The organism is Spirosoma horti, assembly GCF_054776595.1.
Genome location: NZ_BAAHBQ010000001.1, coordinates 15,881 through 34,576, shown reverse-complemented (window position 1 = coordinate 34,576; position 18,696 = coordinate 15,881). Strand labels below are relative to the sequence as shown.

The following is an 18,696-nucleotide window of genomic DNA, read 5'->3' as shown; positions in this document are numbered from 1 at the left end:
GTCAACCCATAAAGAAGTCATTGGGAGTCACCTGCAAGTCGGCTTTGAGCGAACTCGGGTGATTGAGTAGTCAAATTCGTCGCACAAAATTACGTCAAACCAGTCTTACATACCAACGTACCCATCTCATAAAAATTCTTAATTATTGCCATAGACAGGAAAAGGTTTCTGGTTTACGAAAACGACTACGCCACAAAGACCCTCTTTGTGGCGTAGTCGTTGGAATAGGAATTAAAAAAAGGAATTATAATTTCACGTTCTTCAGTGTCCGGATCATGGATTGACCGGCGGCTTTTTTCTGAATTGATGACCCTACTTGCAAAAGCGGGTTTCGGACAGCCACTGCCCGGCGGCCACTGGCGCCATTACCCGAAATTTGGTATAGGGCTTCATTTAGCAAGGGCTCATTGACGTCGCCCAGGGGTAACAGGTTTATGGGTTCTTCAACTTCAACCGTAGGCGTAAAGCCGGTTGCATAATCTGATTGACCCGCGCTGTTATACGACTTGAACACAATGGGCTGCATACCCCACTTAATTTTCCCCGTATCGTCGGTAATGGTAATCGACCCTACGTTTTTGCCGTAGGTGGTGGTACCTATCGTCGTTACGGGCATGTAAGGACGAAGTCCATTGATGATCAGCTCACTGGCAGAGGCTGTGTGGTCGGTTGTCAGGACGAATACCCGGGAGAGGTTGTTTCCGATGTTCTGCGCCTTATCGAGGAAGTTCTGTATGAAGAAACTGCTGCCGTAATTCGGGTCTTGCAGAAGTATGGGCGTGATAGTTTTGTTCCATTCTTCGCGGAAGTAAAGCTTGCTGGAATTGACGCCTTTGCCAATTAAACTGGCCAGGTTTGCTGATGAAGACGTATAACCGCCGGGATTGTAGCGCAGGTCCAGCACGAGTTCATTCACGCCCTGTGCTTTAAAGTTACTGAAAACCGCATCCATCTGCGCGTCATACTCGTTGGCTTCACTGCCATTGGCGCCCGGCACAAACTGGTTGTACACAAAATAGCCGACTTTTTTGCTGCCAATCGTATAAACCGAATCAAGAAAAACCGGATTCTCCTGAAATACCGTAGCGGTAACCGTCCTCGTCTGATCGGAATCGACCAGGCTCGAACCGCTGACGCTTGCCAGGCCAAAGGTATAGGTGTTCCCCGTCGATAACAGGTCCGAATAATTCGTTGTGCTGAGCAACTGTCCGTTCACTTTGGAGATGATATCGCCCCGTTTCAACCCTGCTTTCTGGGCCGGAGAGCCGGGAAGCACATACAACACCTGGGCAATGACACCCGTTGATCCTGTGGCACGCAGGTATAGATTATAGTCCATCCCCGTTGTCACCGACTGGCCGCTTAGTTCAGCTGTCAGCGTGTTCGCATCATTTTCAATCCACGAAAAACGGTCGCCTGTTGGATTTGTAGTGGCGTCGTATTTATTCAGGATGGAATCGAAAAATAAGTCAGGGGTCAGAGTCGTGTCCGGGTTAGCTGGAATCTTGTCGTTCCAGTAATACACCTCCCGCATATTACTTAAAATCCAGCTGTCGATCGTTGAATTTTCAGTGCTCGCCGTTTTGGTTTGTGGACTAACATCATCCGTCGTTTTTTTGCAGGCGGACAGGGATAAAATAAATCCAGCCATCAGTAGCCAGTGCAACAACGATTTTTGGGTAAAAAACTGATTCATAGAAGCCAATCTGGCCTTGTTCACAACGTGTTGTATCATAGATCTGTTGGATAAGCGGAAAGAGTCTTACCACTTATTTTACGCTTCGTGAACGCTAAATGTTGCAAGAAAAGATGAGATAGTAACGATTTAATCAGCATTTAATCTTCTTTCTCTATAGAGTAAATTAATGACGAAGAAAAAGCATTCCGCTGGTTTAAAAGTGTATCGATGAGCAGAGGTAGTGTATAAATCGTCGGGGTTTATTTTGTATCTTTGACATAATAAACCCCGACGATTAAGAACGTTCGCCTTTCGGAGATTCGTTAGATTTTACTGGCTTATCAATCAATCGATTAGTCCCAGTAATTCCATCAGCCGATGCCTTAATCGTTAGTCATCATTTTGTTAACTCAGTTGTAGTAATTATTCCCGTGGAAAGACGTCATGCGTTAAAAACAATGGCTGGAGCTCTCGGAGGGCTGATTAGCCTGCCGACCTGGGCCAATGGCTGGTCAACCGAAACGGTCCAGTCGACCCGACAGCTCCTCTCTATCGGTCAGGCCGACCAACTAGCCGAACTCGTTGAAACCATTATTCCAGTTACCGATACACCCGGTGCCAAGGCACTGAATGTGCACCAGTTTGTTCAGAAAATGGTGGTAGACTGCTACGATAAAGCCGCTCAGGAAAATCTTCAGAAGGGACTCGATTCACTCGATGGTCTGGCGAAAGCATCGTTCAACAAGCCTTTTGTCGAAGGAGATACCGCACAGCGCACAGCCCTGCTGACACAATTATCGAAATCGGACGATACCGCCCATAAAGACTTCTATTCACTGGTGAAGAACCTGACCATTCGGGGCTATCTGACATCGGAATATGTCATGACTAATCTGACACATTACCAGTTTATACCCGGCCATTATTATGGCTGCGTCCCTGTTAAAGCCAAAACTGCTTCCCAACCAAAATAGGTTTGTAGTTTGTGGTTTGTGGTTGGCTGACGCATGAGTGTCGCTATCGAAGGTACCCGAGCGCGTTAGCCAACCACAAATTACAAACCGACTACCTCCACAAACCCGTATCGTTAACCACTTTAAACATGTCATACCTGAATATAGACGCTCAGGCGCTCAACACATACGACGCTATTGTTATTGGATCGGGCATCAGCGGTGGCTGGGCGGCCAAAGAATTGACGGGGAAGGGTCTTCGCACACTCGTCCTGGAACGGGGCCGCGATGTGCGCCATGTAACTGATTACCCAACCACCAACATGCAGCCGTGGGAGTTTGAACACCGCAACCAGTTGAAGCGCGAAGTGCGAGAAGCGAATCCTATTATCAGTAAATGTTATGCCTTCTATGAGGGTACAGAGCAGTTTTTCGTGAAAGATGCCGAGCATCCGTATATTCAGGAAAAACCCTTCGACTGGATTCGGGGCTATCAGGTGGGCGGCAAGTCGCTGATGTGGGCGCGTCAAACCCAGCGGTGGAGTGACTTTGATTTTGACGGGCCTGCCCGTGATGGCTTTGCAGTCGACTGGCCGATCCGGTACGCTGATATTGCTCCCTGGTATAGCTACGTAGAAAAGTTTGCGGGTATTTCGGGAAATAAAGATGGACTGGCTACCCTGCCCGACGGCGAGTTTTTACCTCCCCACGAGTGGAACTGTGTCGAAAAACATTTTCAGCAAAAAGTAGCGGGTAAATACAAAGACCGCCACGTGATCATGGGGCGGGCAGCCCACATTAGTCAAGCCCAGCCGATCCATTTCCAGCAGGGCCGGGCGCAGTGTCAACACCGGACAATCTGTGAACGGGGTTGCCCTTTCGGTGGGTATTTCAGCAGCAACTCGTCTACAATTCCCTGGGCGGCCAAAACGGGAAAAATGACACTTCGACCAAACTCGGTTGTTCATTCCATCATTTATGATGAGAAGAAAGGCCGGGCCACAGGTGTACGCGTAGTCGATGCCAACACCAAGCAAATGACGGAATACTACGCACGCGTTATTTTTCTGAATGCAGCCGCACTGAACTCGAACCTGGTCTTACTCAATTCAACCTCCCATCGCTTCCCAAATGGGTTGGGTAATGACAGTGGTGTACTGGGCAAGTACGCGGCTTTCCACAATTATCGGGCGGGGGTATCGGCAGAGTACGATGGCAACCTCGATTCGACAACCGACGGACGCCGTCCCAACAGCCCCTATATTCCTCGCTTCCGAAATGTACATAAACAGGAAATGGGCTTTCTGAGAGGATATGCCGCTGGTTTTTCGGCCGGACGTGGGTCGCGGTCCGACCAAAGTGGAGTAGGGGCCGACTTAAAAGAAAGTCTGCTCAACCCCAAACTCGGTGGCTGGTATGTGGGGTCGCACATGATGGGCGAGACCATTCCGAAAGAAAGCAATTACCTGGCCCTCGATGCGTCGCAGAAAGATCCGTTTGGTATTCCGCAACTGAAAATATCCATCGCCTACGATGACAATGATGACAAGATGGTGAAGGATTACCAGGAGCAACTGACCGAGATGTTTACTGAAGCGGGCTTTAAAAATATCCGCGTTCGGGATAGCCACGCTAGTCCTGGCCTCGATATTCACGAAATGGGTGGTGTTCGGATGGGGCGCGATCCCAAAACGTCCATGCTCAACAAGTGGAACCAGCTTTATGCCGTTAAGAACGTGTTTGTTACCGATGGCGCCTGCATGACCTCCACATCGACGCAAAACCCTTCCCTGACCTACATGGCGCTGACAGCTCGTGCGGCCGATTATGCCGTTAAGGCCATGAAACAGGGATTGATCTAAACGCTGTTGAATCAGTAACTGGCTGGTCAGTGGAATCCACCGCTGAGATTGACCACATTGATCAGGTAGTTACTGATGATTACTTATTTGAATGCTTCTGTACCTTTAAGAACTAAATGCACGGGTACGAGGCCCGCTGCCCTTAATCATTAAATTATCTCATGAATCAGTCTCCTAAAATTACCCGCCAGCAGTTTCTCAAATTAGGTGCCCTGGCCACGTCGGCCGCTTTTTTGCCCCAGTTGGATGCATTTGCTGCAACATCTAAAAAGATAGGCCTGCAACTGTATACCCTGCGTGATCTGATGGCAAAAGATCCTGAAGGCACGCTGAGAAAAGTGGCTGCAATTGGCTACAAAGAAGTAGAGCCTTTTGGTTATTCCGATGGCAAATTTTTTGGCAAAACCCCTAAAGAATTTGCTGCGTTGATAAAAGAGTTAGGCATGACGGTGCCAAGTGGCCACTACACTACCGGCAAAACGATGCCGAACATGAAAGGCACGCTGACAAATGACTGGAAGCGGGCGGTCGATGATGCCGCTGCGATTGGTCAGAAATATATGGTTTGCGCCTACCTGTTCCCCACTGAGCGGACCAAACTGGATGATTACAAACAGTTTGCCGACCTGTTCAATAAATCGGCGGAAGTGTGTAAATCAGCCGGTATTCAGTTTTGTTACCACAACCACGACTTTGAGTTCAAAGAAATGGATGGTAAGATGCCCTACGATGTATTGTTGACTGGCACAGATAAGAACCTGGTGAAGCTCGAACTCGATCTGTACTGGGCGACCATGGCGAATCAGGACCCCGTTGCCTTGTTTAAAAAGCATCCCGGACGATTCCCCCTCTGGCACGTGAAAGACATGGAGAAAACCGCCGACCGGGCTTTTGCCCCCGTTGGTACAGGTTCAATTAATTTTCAGCGAATTTTCGATGCTAAAAAGACATCGGGCATGACGCATTACTTTGTTGAACAGGACGTATGTAAGCTTCCTCCTTTAGAATCTATTGCCATCAGCTATAAAAATATTCAGAAGTTGACGGTGTAATAGAGGTTACGTATTGGTCTTTATTTACTATCAACGAAAATGCCCATTTGAGACTACCAGGTCTCAAATGGGCATTTTCGTTGATAGTAAAATTTATTTCTTGTCTTTACCTGGAGGTATATTTTGAAACGGTCGATACTGAAAAATAAGACGCAAAGAGTTTGTCGAGCTTATTGCCATTAGATCTTGCCAGACACCTGTTACAAAAGCCTGATAACACCATACCAGAAGAGAGCGGATGTCGACAGTAGAATAGACCAGGCCGCTATGTTTTGAAGGTCAGTTATGGTTAGGCTGGTTGTAACAATAATACGGATTTTCATGGCTAAAAAAGCTTGGTTAGTATCTTAGTCTATTCCCTTGCAAACACTGTACCAAAAAGTGACTATAAACCAGCTTTCATTTTTTTACGCAATTGCCGGATCAATTATCTAACAGACCAGCACTAGGCGGATTACACAATTGGAGTTACAAAATTTTTCACGTAGAAATCCTTTTTAGGTAAAGGTACAATTTTCTGATTATCAGTAGCTTGATTCTATTGAATCATACCTTAAAATAGGTATTTATAACTATATAAGCACAAAAATCTGTAAATTATTAATTATTATATAATTGTAAATAAAAAGTTAACATATTTTTAAAATAGTATATAAAAAGATACCATTTTTGAGAAAATGAAGGGATATCTTAAATACGCTGTAGCAAATTTTAACAACTACGCCTGCATTGTTTAATATAATGTCTAAAATCCGGACAGTGGTAACTAGTAGCGTATAGGCAGATGAATAGTTTATTGCAAATTCATTCCGTAGACTTGCATAAATACTTTTTATCCACCTGACATAATTTGTTTCTAAAGGCAACATTTTTTGCACTAGAACAGCTGTGTCAATTCTTGATACTATATGAAAAATTTATCCAACTTGGTCCTGGGTTTACCCGCTCACGACCACATGCAGTTTGAGAAAACCCCGGCTAACCGTCCAAGTCAACCGCCAGACGTTGCGCCGGCTTCTATTCATTCCCGGCAGGATTTTGCTCAACTTTTAGCCCGGTACAAGCGGGCAGGTTATGAAGCCGCTGAACAGTTGACTCAAGTTCGTCATGTAGGTGGGTAAGCAGCCCAAAAGACTAATGAATTCGGGTTATGTTACTAAAGGATTTTCGCGACATCGGATTGAAACGGCAGAACGACCGTCCGGTTTAGGCGATGAAATCATTGCATTGGACGGAAGGCCACTGCCGCTTTAGTCCAGTGCTGTAAAGTTGATCAATTATTTTCCACCTTGATGTTGATTAAAACTACTTGTACATGGCTATTACACTTGCTCCCAAACTCCGGAAAGTTCGCCGGACACCAATTTTAGTCGTTGAGAATAATCCTGATCAGTGGCTGATCATTCGGGCTGCCTTAGCCCAATCTTTCCCAGAAGTTGAACCTATCTGGAAAAATCATCCGCTTCAGGTTTTAACTTTTCTGAATGAGTGTACATCGGATAGTCGGTCTGTTCCCCGCCTGATTTTAATGGAGCCTTATTTGCCCGCCCGAAAAGATGGCTGGGACTTACTGGAAAAGATAAAAGCCCATCCCCGCCACCAATTGATACCGGTAGTTATCATGAGCCATTCCGAAACGGTTGAAGATATTACTGAGGCTTATTCGTTGAATATAGCGTCGTATATTACCAAGCCCACGACCTATCATAAGTGGGTATCCTGTTTTCAGACGCTCCGTCGCTACTGGTGGGAGGTAGTAAGTTTTCCCACTTCTGTTTAACTCATTTCCCAAACCATCTGGTGTATGTTGAGATAACCGGACGAGGTTAATGGGAACCCTCCGTAATGGTGGATTCTTTGGCTAAATCCTGGAACGTATTCTAGTGGGCTACTCAAAGTCAAGTCCCCTGGAGTACGTTTCCTGCATGTGTCGATCAATGACATTGAGGGTCAATCGCCTTATATCATCAATATCCAGACCATATTGCCTGAACAATGCTTTATCGACGGAGCTGCGTAGCAAGGCACACGACTGCATGCATTGATTTGCTGCTTTCCAGGTGGGATTGTGCTCTATTTGGTCGTACCGTACAAAGTCAAAGCGCGTCTGCGGCTCAGCAGGGGCCTCCTGACGCAAAGCTTGCATCAGTTCATGCCGCTTATGCCATAATTTGGCCATCGTTTTGAACTCCGTTCGAAAGCTGGTATTGGCGTAGATTTCTTCCGCTAATCGTTGATGAGTGTCAAGGATATCCTGTACGGTTTCGCTTTTGGAAAAATCACGATACCGCCATGTTGCCGAACTATCCTTTTCTGTGGCATAGCGCTGTTGGTAGTTTGCCTTGAACACATACAGCATTACTTTATAAGGTTTTACAAGATCGCCTTCGGGTGGCTCTGCCGAATGAGGTGTATAGATCACTCCCCTTGAGCCGATTTTTAGGTACTCCAAATTCAGGTAGCTATTCACTGGGTCTTCGGCTGTCAGTGAACAAGCCGCACGTGCCTGATCAATATCGGAAGCTGCCAGGTTCTGGCTGGATACATAAAAATAGAGCTGAACAAACTGTTTACGTTGCTGGGACGCATCCAGTTGCGCAAAAGCATCCAACAGGTCAGCCTCTGATAGAGCACCCTGACCAAATTGGTTAATGGCTATTTCTTCTTCCAGTTTCATCGTCCGATAGGTATAAACAGGGATGTTTACTAAATAGCACCTTATAACGTTATCCTCCCAGACAATGATACGAGTATGAAAACCGGTATCCTTATCGTACTGCTGCTAACCCTTGGTTGCCAGTCTGCATCAGTGATTGTTCCCGCTCCAACAACGGAAGAAGACAAACCCATTATTCTACCTAATAGCACGTGTGCCAGTTCGTTAACACTGGATTCGCAGGTAACCCAGCGGGAGGGGAGAGTGGGGTATCGGGAGGACCTGAACCTATATTACATCAACGTATTTCTGGGCGGAATCGATACCAGTCTTACGGGGCTGGTGTGTAATATGCCCGATGAATTGAAAACAGTGAATCAAAAAGTTATTTTCGACGGAGACTACTATACGGATGTGAAGTTGCCATCACCACGCCTGGGTGGTGAAAGCATACGCTATTTGGTGCTTAAGTCAGTTAAGAAAAACTAAGGAGTGTATTGACGCTCATAGATCATCCTGAAACTCATCGAGTTCTTTTTTGCTTGTAAAGAATAAATGGTATACGGATGAGCATAAATACTTTATAAAGTAAATGGTTCGCTTCATTGCCAATTGTGTGGAATAAGCACAAAGATAAAGGTAAAGTGGTATAATTGATTGTTGAACAATGGGATATGTAGGGCCGAGGATAGTGTTTTTGTATTGGCATCGCTGAGTAGTATTCCTCATTGATAATTGATTGCCTCAACACCTACTAATCAGTCGAACTAACTCTTTTTATAAGGATTTGCCCGAGCTGCGCTATGAGCGCTTTCTGCATTCATTTTCAGCCATTAGTCAGCGGGTGTCACCGTATTATATTGCCTCCTACATCTGGATCAAACCCCAGTCGTTATCCCGAATCCGGAAACGAGAAACACGGCCTCATTAATTAACCTGGGTGAATGACTTAAAAATGTAGGTAGGGGACATTTGCTTAACAAATCAGCGTAAGCAAATGAAAACACAACCAATCAATGTCTGGGGACCACGTTCGGTCTCCTACTGGCTCACGGCGCTGGCTGCGGTGGGCATTATTTTCCTAGGTCTGCGGTTTATCGTAGCCCCGGCCGCTGGCGCCGAAGGATTTGGCATTGCGCTTGCCCCTGCCAAAGAGGCTATGGCTTATGGCTGGATCAAAGGCATCCGGGATATATTTTCGGGTCTGGTCGTGCTGCTGTTCCTGATTCCACGGAAGCCCCAGGCAACGGCCTTTGCCTTCGGCGCAGCCATCATCATCCCCGTATCCGATTGTCTTACCATCCTGGCGGTCAATGGCGCACAGGACGTGACGCATTTACTGATCCATGGGGTCACGGCCGTGTATATGATGATCACAACCTTCTTTTTGTTCAGGGCAGAACCAAAAAACTAAACCAGAGAATACGGTAGTAGAGAGTAGATAGGCTATTTACGGTATATCGCCAGACAAAAATTTATCCGTGTGGACACTAAAAATAAGCCATTAACCCGTGGCCCTAAAGAGGGAAAGAGGGTTTCTGTGGTGGGTGCCACATATCGAATCCTGGTATCGGGGGACGAAACCCAGGGGGCTTTTGCCACGATTGATAGGCTCGTGCCCCACGTGGCGGTCCGGGAGCGGGCTTTCCTGCTTTATCTGTAACGTAACTGTCCGGAAAACCTGGGTCCTTCTTATGAAGGATGGTAAGGCATTTGTCAGATCAAATTAGTCATAAAATTGATCACCTAGACAGGCAGTTTATCATATTGTACTCGTCTGGCTGGCTACGTGATTGATGATTGAATCCGGGCGGACAGGCCAGAATATTATCAGAATTTGGGCGGATCAACGGTGCGAAAAGCGACTGGCGTGAGGGCCGTTTGCTTTTTGAAGTAGTTGGTAAAGTGAGCCTGGTCATCAAACCCAAGCGCGTAGCCGATCTCGGCTACGGTCCAGTCGGTATGTTTGAGCAGAATCCTGGCTTCCTGACTGATTCGCTGGCTGATGATCTCCGACGTTGTTCGGCCCATTACCTCTTTTAATACTTTATTGAGGTGGTTTATATGTACGGCCAACCGCTCAGCATAGTCATTTGGGGTGCGCAGACTTAGCCGCTGTTGCAGCGATTCAATGGGAAACTGCCGTTCCAGAAGTTCCAGAAAAAGCGAAGAAATTCGTTCTGACGCATTCTGCATAGCACTCATTGCCGACATTGGCTGGAGTTTCTGACCAAAATGAATCAGTTCCTGCACCAGGTTTCGGATCAAGTCATATTTGTATTTATAATCGGAACTCAGTTCGTTGACCATTTTACGAAAAATGTATTCGACCTCGCCAGTTTCTGAGTCTGATAGATGAAATACGGGGATCTTGCCTGGCTGAAACAGGGGTAAGGTATCCAGAACGACACCCGTTTTTTGAGGAGACAGAAAATCAGCCGTGTAGATGCAGAACATACCCGTCTGGTTACTGTCGGCAGGCAACCAGTGGTAGGGAATTCGGGGTGTGGCAAATAATAAAGCATTCGACTGAATATCAATAACCTTATCGGCGTATTCTGCCCTGCTGTTTCCCCGGAGCCAGCTTATTTTATAATAATCCCGACGGCTGTAGGGCATGACACGCACACCAGTCTGCTTATGAAAGAGCTTTTCGCTTTCGAAGACATTGAAATGACCAATATCGTGGCTAATCCCTACCGGAAGGGATTGGCCGTTACGCTGATAAAAGTCAGTTAATGAGGAATGATCCATATCGGTATGTGATCTGTTTGTGAAGCTGTCTCCGGAAATTTACACAAACCGGCTTAAATCAGATGAATAAGCCACCCGAAACTTCCAGCCGCTGCCCGTTGACCCACCGGGCATCATCGGTACAGAGGAAGGCCACCGCCCCACCGATGTCTTCGGCCACCCCTGGACGACCCAATGCGGTCATGCTGCTGACATACTTGATCAGGCCCTCGTTTTCGCGGAGGTGACCACCGCCAAAATCCGTAGTAACCGCACCTGGGGCCACCGTGTTTGCCCGGATACCCCGAGCGCCAAGTTCTTTGGCCAGGTAACGCGTGAAAACGTCCATGGCCCCTTTCATGGATGAATAGACCGCCGATCCCGGTACACTGATGCGAGCCGTTACCGTGGACACATTAACAATGCCACCCCCCTCATTGAGTAGCGGCAGCAGCTTCTGAGTCAGAAAAAGAACGCCTTTAAAATGCACGTTCAGCAAATCATCGAACAACTCCTCGTTGATTTCGCCAATTGGTGCATAACGCCCGATACCCGCATTATTGATTAAAAAGTCCAGACGGTCCGTATCAAACGTACTGGCCAGAACCTCCGTAAGCTGATTAACAAAAGCATCAATGTGTTGAATATCGCCCGTATTGAGTTGCAGAGCCGCTGCTTTCCGTCCACTGCGCACCAGTTGAGCGACCACATTTTGAGCTTCCTCGGCCCTGGTATTATACGTAACAATGACATCTAATCCTTTTTGGCCCAGTTTTAATGCCATGTCTTTACCGAGTCCGCGGCTCCCCCCGGTTACCAGGGCAATCTTATTCTTCGTATCCATTGTATACCTATTTTGGTTTTACAAAGGTCACAGGAACAACACCAAATGGGTTTGAAAAAATCAATCCGTTATTTGCAAATATCAAAGCATCCTTCTGGGAAAGCCTGATACCAATCGTATCTGGTAGCGGCTGGATGTTTTTTGTAGGTTGTTTTCAGTAACAGCCTATTTAAGTACAACATATCAATAACGAGTTCGGTGTTGACGGTTGATGGAAGCTTGACAATTGCCTTTTAAGGTTCTTGTGGTATTCGTTCGTCTGTTGCTGATTGGAGTGGACAGCTAGTGCATTTCAGATTCATCTCATCCTGGCGATCAAGCGGATGCCCACAACAATTATTCTGAGTGCACACTCTGAGTGAATAATCTACGTAGAGCTACCAATTAACTGATTTGGCATACGAACGAACAGTTTCGGCCAACCAACCGTTTAATCAATATCAGGTGGGGCACAGCTCCACTATGGTGTGGATAGAAGCGGAAAGCCCTGGCTAATTTTGGCTTGGGCTTTTTTGTGTGAACGCATCCGCTACATTAATGGTCTTATAGACGTACATCCCAGCTACATGAATTCAAAAAACCCCACAGCCAGCGTTGAACCGGAGGAAGATCTCGACGATCCCTATGTACATACCGTTTCAACGGAAGAATTTGTCGAAACGATCGAACGGGCCAGCCAGGAAGACAACGACGAGGTGTTGACTGGTGCTGCCCAATAGTACCTCATTCTTTGTAAACGAAAACGGTGAAATCATCAGGCCAATAGCCGGTATGAATTTGCACCGTCTTTGACAAAGTCCGGCAAAACCCGAGTATCTCACTGGGATGGTAAGCCGTGAGTACCGTGCTCGTTTCGACGCCCGCACTTAGTAGGTTAAAGCCCAGGGCGATACGACACTTGGCATACAGGGCCTCAATAGCGTTATAAATAAAATGGGCATCACTATGCCGGTAACTAAGTGAGCCGCTGGCCAACACAAAATCGGTCATTGGTACTGCTTCATCGAAAAAATCTCCTTGTAGTAGTACTATGTTGTTCTCGTGTTTGTATCGTTGAGTAGCTACCTGGAGCAATTCGGGTATTTGCTCACAACCATAATAGGTTATGGAAGAAAACCTTTTTTGTAAGAAGGGGAAAAAATCTGCGTGTCCACATCCCGCATCCAGCACAGAGCGTCCGCTTAGATCACCTATTTGGCATAATGTTTTAAAGCGTGCTGACTGTCCTTCAATTTTTTGCCACCCCAGTGCCCGGGTCGTACCGGTCCCATGCCGTTCGATCAATGTTTGGTGATAACGTAAAATACTGGCTGTGCCAAACAGGTATACACGCTCATTGTCCATATTGAATCATTTCATAGTATGTTGTATAGCCCTTTGCGTGCCGCCAGGAGCTCCCTTTAGACAGGATGGCGTTTGCCTATCACGGTTGATAGGTTAGTAATCAGCGAAACGATGCAAGATAAAGCTGATTTGCTGGTTTTACGTATGTAACTGACCGTCACCGTTCAGCGATCTCTGGTTAACAGCTTCCTGAAAACCGCTTCAATCAGTGAACGAATCAGTATTGACATTGGTCAACTACGATCACAAGCATACAGCTGTCTGTTACAGCCTTCGGTATAATTTCGTAGTGGCGTTCTTTCTAAAGAACGTAATATAAGCCTTATGCGTGGCGCGCACTTTATCGGCTGGATAGTTGTCGTTCTACTTCTGGGATCGAGTTGGCCGGTTTATGGGCAAACGTCAGCCGTACTGACTGGCTACGTAACCGATGCCACGACGGGAAAACCTATGCCGTTTGCCAACGTCTACCTAAATGGATCAACGCGGGGGGCTGTCACCAACGAAAAGGGCTATTATGCGTTGACAGAAGTGCCCTTGGGCACGACCGAAATAGCTGCTTCCTTTGTTGGTTATCAACCGGCTATACAAAAAGTCCGATTCGATAATACAACACCACTTCAGCTGAATTTTCGCCTGAAGCCGAGTGAACAAACCCTGGATGTAGTAACCGTTCGAGGCAATCCAAAGGCTTGGGAGCGGCATTTGCGTCAGTTTAAAAAGCAGTTTTTTGGCGAGCCGTTTGGCGGACAGTGTCTGCTTGTAAATAGCGAAGTTATCAAATTCAAAGAAGATAAAGATCATTTGTATGCGACGTCCAATGAGCCATTGATTGTTGATAATCAGGCACTGGGATATCGGCTGATCTATGCGTTGCAACATTTTGATGCTACTGCATCAGGAGAGGTTTATTCAGCGGGGTCGGCCCGTTTTGAAGAGCTAAAACCCGAGAACGAACGACAAGCCAACCGGTTTCGGCGTAACCGGATGCTCGCTTACAAAGGATCTGTTCGCCATTTAATGGCTAGTCTAACGGATAATACGTTCAAAGAGGCCGGTTTTATGGTCTATCAGGAAGATGCGACCAAAATGATATCCCTGGAGCAGCGGCAGGTTACCCTTGCGGCTGCCGTCAATGACTACAAGCGTCTGGTACCTATTAAGCAGTCTACCTTGATTCAGCCCGGTCGATTAGCGACCGAGCGCCGGTTGGTTTCGCCCCTGAAACTGATCATCTTCTATACGAATGCGGTCTCGGGTTTCTCGCCCTATCCCGATGCGCGCTATGCTTATACGGAAATGAAACTGCCTACTGGCCAGTTGCAAATGACCATCGATGGGGTTATTACCATGCCGGAAGGGATGGAAGCGAAAGGTTCGATGGGGAATGACCGGCTATCGACGATGTTGCCCGCCGACTGGAAACCCGAAGGCGCTGAGAAGGAAGCCCTTTCAAATGGCCCGTTGGCTACCCAGGGAAAGCTCGCGCCGAATGATGACCGCCTGGGTCGGATCACGGCGGCCTTCAATGAGCGATTCAACTGGTTGTCTCCCACTGTGTTTGTGCACATCGATAAGCCGGTTTACGCGACTGGCGATCGGCTATGGATGAGTACGTACGTACTCGACGCGGCCAGTCACCAGCGGGCCGATGGCGAAACGGCCCTGCATGTTGATCTGCTCACTTCGGCGGGTAAGCTCGTGCAGCACCAGTGGGTACGTATCCTTGACGGACGGGGCGAGGGCAATTTCCGACTGTCGGATACCCTCACAACGGGAACATATCGCCTGCGCGCCTATACCGATGAAGATGATGCCCAGCGACGCCCGGCTTTCGAGCGGTCCGTGGCGATCTATAATCTGTTTCAGAACCCGATATCCATGCCTACTGATTCGGTGCCAGCACCGGTAGACGTTCAGATTTTGCCGGAAGGTGGACGCTGGATTTCGGGCTTACCAGCTCGTCTGGGCGTAAAAATTGTCCAGCCTGATGGCCGTGGCTTGGCCATTGCGGGCCGTATTGTCGACGACCTGGGTGCCGAAGTCGCTCGTTTCAGGACCAATCAGCAGGGGATGACCAGTGTGTCGATGGAGCCGAAAACGCAACGGACGTATTACGCCGACCTCCTGGATAACAACCAGCCGCAGCGTGTTCCGTTACCCAAAGCCGAAACGGAAGGGCTGGTGCTTTCTGCCGATGCGATCAGCGATACCACCCGTCTGGCCTTGACCATTAGGAGCGCCAACCCGGCCGCTATCGACTCCGTTTATATTCTGATTCAACAACATGGCCGGGTGGTCGATCAGCGAAAAATTCTCCTGCAATCTGGGGTGGCGAAACTAAGTCTGCCCATGATGACCTGGTTGCCGGGTCTGGCGCAAATTACGCTTTATGATGCCATCGCCAGGCCGCAAGCTGAGCGATTGATTTTTGTCCCCGAATTCATAGCACCGGTACGTGTCCGGATGGGGACCAACAAAACCCGGTATCAGCCCCGCGAACAGGCCATCCTGAGCATCAATCTGAGCAATAACGGATTGCCGGCACTGGCCGCTCTATCGGCCTCCATTACCGATGCCGGCCAGGTGCCGGATGATACAGCCGACGCTACGTTGTCCGCGCACCTGCTGCTAACGGGAGAGCTTCGGGGACGTATCGAAAATCCCGGTCGATACGTTGCGAATCAAACGGCCGAAACCCGTCGGGCGCTGGACGACCTGCTGCTAACGCAGGGCTGGCGACGGGTTAGTGGGACGCCTGAAACGGAGCGGCTCGGTGGGGTGTCACTCAGGGGACGCCTTGTAAATGGGCAGTATCAACCCATACCCAACGCCCAACTAATCGTAGCACCAACAGGAGGGCAATCGTCCATAAAATCGGCAGGAGCTGATGAGCAAGGCCGCTTTCGGCTGGCGGGGCTGGCTATTGCCGATACAGTACGACTACTGATACAAATTGCTGATCGCCGGTTTAAAAATATTCCCCCCAAAGAAGCCATTCTGATTCAGGAAGGACCGGGTAAGTTATGGGAATCTGGTAAAATGGCCGTTGCACCAGACTGGTCGGCGTTGCGGACCCAACTGGAAGCGGCTCGCCTTAGGCAGGCAGCCAACACCGAGCTTTACCGCGATCAAACGGCGAAAGTGCTAAACGAAGTGACGGTTCGCGGGCAGAAAGATGAGGATAGACCCGACGATATTCAACTGCGTAGTTTGCACAATGTGGCTGATGTGGTTGTCAAGTTCGATGAAAAATCGCCTACCTACTCGAATCTATACGAAATGATGCAGGGCCGATTGGCGGGCGTGACCGTTTCGCGAAGCATTGCACCACCAGGAGGTGTAAAGCAGGGCGATTATCAGGTGTCCATGCGCGGAGGAAATAGCTTTAAGGGTGGTACACAGCCCTTGTATTTGATGGATGGAGTGCCTATTCAGGACCCCGATGGAAGCGTTTTGATGTTCTTTAATCCAAGAGATATTGAGCGGATCGACGTATTAAAAAGTGCTGGCGCAGCTGGTATATATGGGTCCCGGGGCGGGAACGGGGTCATTGCTTTTTATTCCAAAGGCGCCCGGTATAGGCAGGGCCTGGGAAAACCCCAGGAGGGAATGACACCGATCCAATTCATTGGCTACCCGTCGGTGCAGCGCGAATTTTATGTGCCCCGCTACGATGCGGAGACAACTCCCAGCGCCCTTTCTGGCCCCGTCGACCGCCGGGACGTACTATATTGGAAACCCCTGATGCAAACCGACAGTCAGGGACATACCCAGCTACGTTTTCCCTTATCGGACGTCGTGCGTACGTTGCGCGTGGTCATACAGGGCGTTACGGCCGATGGTCGTCCGGTGCTGGGCGTTCAGTTCATCCGGGTTCAATAGCGTAACGATTCACTGTTCCGAACGGCGGCTGCAAGTTCACGTATGTTCCTCAGGAACAGACGGTCTGGGGCGCTCCTCCAATAGTTTCCGGGGCGTTAGGGTTCGAAACATTGTTGTTTACGGTAAACATTATAAAGGGAAACGTACTGCCGTGAGACTTTTTCTGATGTTGATTATTGGTTTTTACGCCTATAGCACGATGGACATTTTGATTATTTGCCACCAGTACTTTTTTAGGGTATAGAAGTCGAGTAACAACTGCGTTCTATTCGATGACTTGGTTATATACATTGCTGCCCCCTGGGTATAGGCTTTTATAACATCTTCGGGTACCTCCGTGTGGCTGAGGACAATAACCGGTATCTGTTTAAAACATGGGTCGGATTTTAGCTGCTTTAGGAAGACCCATCCTTCTTCTTGTGAGGGTAGAAATGAATTCATAAAGATGAGCCGGGGAATTGTGAGGGGACTCCTTGATCGGCTTCTTAAGTAAGCTAAGGCCTGCGATGGCTCCTCAATCCAGATAGGCTCTATCTCGGGAAAGCATTGAGCAAAGGCAGAGCTTAGGGTAAGCCATTGGTCGACATCATTTTCGACGACTAGTACAGGATACCGGCGCTGTTTTTGGAGATTTGAGGTAAAGGATAGGTTCATATGGGATCCTCCTATAGTGGATAAAATTTACGCTACTGAATTCTGGCAAAACATTAAGTACGTGTTACCTATTGGTAACATTTGCTAATCTGTCAATAGCGAAGTTAATAAATATAATTAAAAAAAGATTAATTATTAATATGTAGTCAATAATCTGGTTTGTAATCCTATAATTATAAATCAGTTGCGTTTTATAAATATTTATGGGTCTTAAGGCAATGCGATGTAATCAACTAAGTTATTTTGTGAAAATATAATAAGTAATATAGTTTTATTATAAATGATAAGTTTGAAAATAGGCAATAGTTGATACGAAAGGTTTTAACAGAAAATTTAGGAGAAAGATACTATTTAGTGAATCTGGATACCTTTTTCCTTGAAAACAAGTGTCGATTTTATTCTGAAGAATAACTTAAGATCTGCTTCCATTCCAGCTCCAAGGCCTGAATCGGGGTTGAGAATTCCAAACCATCAAAAATCTCTACCGGTAGAATCGTATGTTTGTCATTATCGACTAGTTCGATTCGAAGAAGCTGATTTCCGGTAGCGCTTAACTCACTCAATACATCAAAACAGGTTTCTATCTTTGTAAAGTACCAGGTGAAATTTCGGGTTTGCTGGTCGGGGTCAATAGCCGTCAGGAATAGCAGCATACTAAGTCAACTTAAGACGTTTGAGTATATGTTAATATAAATTATTGTTTGACAAACATACTAACTTACTACGTATAAACACCCTGATTTTTAGTTAAATACTTATTAAGCCACTAAAAGGTGGCGAGTTGCCTTTCCTAATAGGCCAAAGAATTATTTTTGATTAAACAGAACGGAGCGTATTGTCTAAATAGGTTCTTCCTTCGCTCTTGAATCACTTTACTTAGCTCTATCTCATCAATTACCCTCCGCTCATCGGGCTGGCCGTACACTTCCAGGCCTTTATCGGACTTTCGTCTCAGGACTACATTCACCGAGCCGGTACTTAATAACAGTGTACTAAAACACCAGTCGCTGAACGGCTTGCGGCCCGCTTTGCTTG

The 18,696-nt window shown here is 47.4% G+C and carries 17 protein-coding genes; 10 read left to right on the top strand and 7 right to left on the bottom strand.

Annotation, left to right across the window (positions count from 1 at the left end):
* Nucleotides 1–244: 244 nt before the first annotated feature.
* Nucleotides 245–1,735, bottom strand: a complete 1,491-nt coding sequence (locus ACYVAM_RS00185; protein ID WP_461062713.1) for a S41 family peptidase — start codon at nucleotides 1,733–1,735, stop codon at nucleotides 245–247.
* Nucleotides 1,736–2,136: 401 nt separating this feature from the next.
* Between ACYVAM_RS00185 and ACYVAM_RS00180 the strand changes: the two genes are divergently transcribed.
* The 5 genes from ACYVAM_RS00180 to ACYVAM_RS00160 all read left to right on the top strand — a co-directional run bounded on the left by ACYVAM_RS00180 (nucleotide 2,137) and on the right by ACYVAM_RS00160 (nucleotide 7,325).
* Nucleotides 2,137–2,652: a gluconate 2-dehydrogenase subunit 3 family protein gene (locus ACYVAM_RS00180; RefSeq protein WP_461062711.1), complete on the top strand. Its 516-nt coding sequence runs from the start codon at nucleotides 2,137–2,139 to the stop codon at nucleotides 2,650–2,652.
* 128 nt (nucleotides 2,653–2,780) lie between these two features.
* Nucleotides 2,781–4,493, top strand: coding sequence for a GMC oxidoreductase (locus tag ACYVAM_RS00175; RefSeq protein ID WP_461062709.1), 1,713 nt, complete (start codon nucleotides 2,781–2,783; stop codon nucleotides 4,491–4,493).
* Nucleotides 4,494–4,654: 161 nt separating this feature from the next.
* Complete coding sequence (locus ACYVAM_RS00170) at nucleotides 4,655–5,545, top strand: sugar phosphate isomerase/epimerase family protein (RefSeq protein WP_461062707.1); 891 nt, start codon at nucleotides 4,655–4,657, stop codon at nucleotides 5,543–5,545.
* A 908-nt stretch (nucleotides 5,546–6,453) separates the two neighbouring features.
* Nucleotides 6,454–6,666, top strand: a complete 213-nt coding sequence (locus tag ACYVAM_RS00165) for a hypothetical protein (RefSeq protein ID WP_461062705.1) — start codon at nucleotides 6,454–6,456, stop codon at nucleotides 6,664–6,666.
* A gap of 194 nt (nucleotides 6,667–6,860) precedes the next feature.
* Complete coding sequence (locus ACYVAM_RS00160; RefSeq protein WP_461062703.1) at nucleotides 6,861–7,325, top strand: response regulator; 465 nt, start codon at nucleotides 6,861–6,863, stop codon at nucleotides 7,323–7,325.
* Nucleotides 7,326–7,433: 108 nt separating this feature from the next.
* On the opposite strand, the gene ACYVAM_RS00155 is transcribed toward ACYVAM_RS00160, so the two are convergent.
* Nucleotides 7,434–8,222 (bottom strand): DUF5958 family protein, encoded by a 789-nt coding sequence (locus ACYVAM_RS00155; RefSeq protein ID WP_461062701.1) that lies wholly within the window; start codon nucleotides 8,220–8,222, stop codon nucleotides 7,434–7,436.
* 75 nt (nucleotides 8,223–8,297) lie between these two features.
* Between ACYVAM_RS00155 and ACYVAM_RS00150 the strand changes: the two genes are divergently transcribed.
* The 3 genes from ACYVAM_RS00150 (at nucleotide 8,298) to ACYVAM_RS00140 (ending at nucleotide 9,864) form a co-directional block, all read left to right on the top strand.
* The gene (locus tag ACYVAM_RS00150) at nucleotides 8,298–8,690 is read left to right on the top strand and encodes a hypothetical protein (RefSeq protein WP_461062699.1); all 393 of its coding nucleotides are present in this window, start codon (nucleotides 8,298–8,300) and stop codon (nucleotides 8,688–8,690) included.
* 508 nt (nucleotides 8,691–9,198) lie between these two features.
* Nucleotides 9,199–9,615, top strand: a complete 417-nt coding sequence (locus tag ACYVAM_RS00145; protein ID WP_461062697.1) for a DUF4267 domain-containing protein — start codon at nucleotides 9,199–9,201, stop codon at nucleotides 9,613–9,615.
* Nucleotides 9,616–9,684: 69 nt separating this feature from the next.
* Nucleotides 9,685–9,864: a hypothetical protein gene (locus ACYVAM_RS00140; RefSeq protein ID WP_461062695.1), complete on the top strand. Its 180-nt coding sequence runs from the start codon at nucleotides 9,685–9,687 to the stop codon at nucleotides 9,862–9,864.
* Nucleotides 9,865–10,031: 167 nt separating this feature from the next.
* Here the strand turns inward: ACYVAM_RS00140 and ACYVAM_RS00135 are convergent, their stop codons facing one another.
* Together ACYVAM_RS00135 and ACYVAM_RS00130 are read right to left on the bottom strand one after the other, a co-directional pair.
* Nucleotides 10,032–10,955: a helix-turn-helix domain-containing protein gene (locus ACYVAM_RS00135; RefSeq protein WP_461062693.1), complete on the bottom strand. Its 924-nt coding sequence runs from the start codon at nucleotides 10,953–10,955 to the stop codon at nucleotides 10,032–10,034.
* A gap of 58 nt (nucleotides 10,956–11,013) precedes the next feature.
* Entirely contained in the window at nucleotides 11,014–11,778 is a 765-nt protein-coding gene (locus ACYVAM_RS00130) for an SDR family NAD(P)-dependent oxidoreductase (RefSeq protein ID WP_461062691.1), read from the bottom strand.
* Nucleotides 11,779–12,344: 566 nt separating this feature from the next.
* On the opposite strand from ACYVAM_RS00130, the gene ACYVAM_RS00125 reads away from it, so the two are divergent.
* Nucleotides 12,345–12,497: a hypothetical protein gene (locus ACYVAM_RS00125; RefSeq protein ID WP_461062689.1), complete on the top strand. Its 153-nt coding sequence runs from the start codon at nucleotides 12,345–12,347 to the stop codon at nucleotides 12,495–12,497.
* A 4-nt stretch (nucleotides 12,498–12,501) separates the two neighbouring features.
* Here ACYVAM_RS00125 and ACYVAM_RS00120 read toward each other — a convergent pair whose 3' ends face one another.
* Nucleotides 12,502–13,122 (bottom strand): methyltransferase domain-containing protein, encoded by a 621-nt coding sequence (locus tag ACYVAM_RS00120; protein ID WP_461062687.1) that lies wholly within the window; start codon nucleotides 13,120–13,122, stop codon nucleotides 12,502–12,504.
* Between the two features lie 324 nt (nucleotides 13,123–13,446).
* Here ACYVAM_RS00120 and ACYVAM_RS00115 point away from each other — a divergent pair, with 324 nt between their 5' ends.
* Nucleotides 13,447–17,007 (top strand): carboxypeptidase-like regulatory domain-containing protein, encoded by a 3,561-nt coding sequence (locus tag ACYVAM_RS00115; protein ID WP_461062685.1) that lies wholly within the window; start codon nucleotides 13,447–13,449, stop codon nucleotides 17,005–17,007.
* 189 nt (nucleotides 17,008–17,196) lie between these two features.
* On the opposite strand, the gene ACYVAM_RS00110 is transcribed toward ACYVAM_RS00115, so the two are convergent.
* Together ACYVAM_RS00110 and ACYVAM_RS00105 are read right to left on the bottom strand one after the other, a co-directional pair.
* The gene (locus ACYVAM_RS00110) at nucleotides 17,197–17,661 is read right to left on the bottom strand and encodes a response regulator (protein ID WP_461062683.1); all 465 of its coding nucleotides are present in this window, start codon (nucleotides 17,659–17,661) and stop codon (nucleotides 17,197–17,199) included.
* Nucleotides 17,662–18,056: 395 nt separating this feature from the next.
* The gene (locus tag ACYVAM_RS00105; protein ID WP_461062681.1) at nucleotides 18,057–18,314 is read right to left on the bottom strand and encodes a hypothetical protein; all 258 of its coding nucleotides are present in this window, start codon (nucleotides 18,312–18,314) and stop codon (nucleotides 18,057–18,059) included.
* Nucleotides 18,315–18,696: the final 382 nt, after the last annotated feature.

Bases quoted from the DNA above. Each gene is read 5' to 3' on its own strand.
- ACYVAM_RS00160 (WP_461062703.1), top strand. From the start codon at position 6,861: ATGGCTATTACACTTGCTCCCAAACTCCGGAAAGTTCGCCGGACACCA.
- ACYVAM_RS00170 (WP_461062707.1), top strand. From the start codon at position 4,655: ATGAATCAGTCTCCTAAAATTACCCGCCAGCAGTTTCTCAAATTAGGT.
- ACYVAM_RS00175 (WP_461062709.1), top strand. From the start codon at position 2,781: ATGTCATACCTGAATATAGACGCTCAGGCGCTCAACACATACGACGCT.
- ACYVAM_RS00105 (WP_461062681.1), bottom strand. From the start codon at position 18,314: ATGCTGCTATTCCTGACGGCTATTGACCCCGACCAGCAAACCCGAAAT.
- ACYVAM_RS00120 (WP_461062687.1), bottom strand. From the start codon at position 13,122: ATGGACAATGAGCGTGTATACCTGTTTGGCACAGCCAGTATTTTACGT.
- ACYVAM_RS00185 (WP_461062713.1), bottom strand. From the start codon at position 1,735: ATGATACAACACGTTGTGAACAAGGCCAGATTGGCTTCTATGAATCAG.
- ACYVAM_RS00110 (WP_461062683.1), bottom strand. From the start codon at position 17,661: ATGAACCTATCCTTTACCTCAAATCTCCAAAAACAGCGCCGGTATCCT.
- ACYVAM_RS00150 (WP_461062699.1), top strand. From the start codon at position 8,298: ATGAAAACCGGTATCCTTATCGTACTGCTGCTAACCCTTGGTTGCCAG.
- ACYVAM_RS00180 (WP_461062711.1), top strand. From the start codon at position 2,137: ATGGCTGGAGCTCTCGGAGGGCTGATTAGCCTGCCGACCTGGGCCAAT.
- ACYVAM_RS00145 (WP_461062697.1), top strand. From the start codon at position 9,199: ATGAAAACACAACCAATCAATGTCTGGGGACCACGTTCGGTCTCCTAC.
- ACYVAM_RS00115 (WP_461062685.1), top strand. From the start codon at position 13,447: ATGCGTGGCGCGCACTTTATCGGCTGGATAGTTGTCGTTCTACTTCTG.
- ACYVAM_RS00165 (WP_461062705.1), top strand. From the start codon at position 6,454: ATGAAAAATTTATCCAACTTGGTCCTGGGTTTACCCGCTCACGACCAC.
- ACYVAM_RS00155 (WP_461062701.1), bottom strand. From the start codon at position 8,222: ATGAAACTGGAAGAAGAAATAGCCATTAACCAATTTGGTCAGGGTGCT.
- ACYVAM_RS00130 (WP_461062691.1), bottom strand. From the start codon at position 11,778: ATGGATACGAAGAATAAGATTGCCCTGGTAACCGGGGGGAGCCGCGGA.
- ACYVAM_RS00135 (WP_461062693.1), bottom strand. From the start codon at position 10,955: ATGGATCATTCCTCATTAACTGACTTTTATCAGCGTAACGGCCAATCC.
- ACYVAM_RS00125 (WP_461062689.1), top strand. From the start codon at position 12,345: ATGAATTCAAAAAACCCCACAGCCAGCGTTGAACCGGAGGAAGATCTC.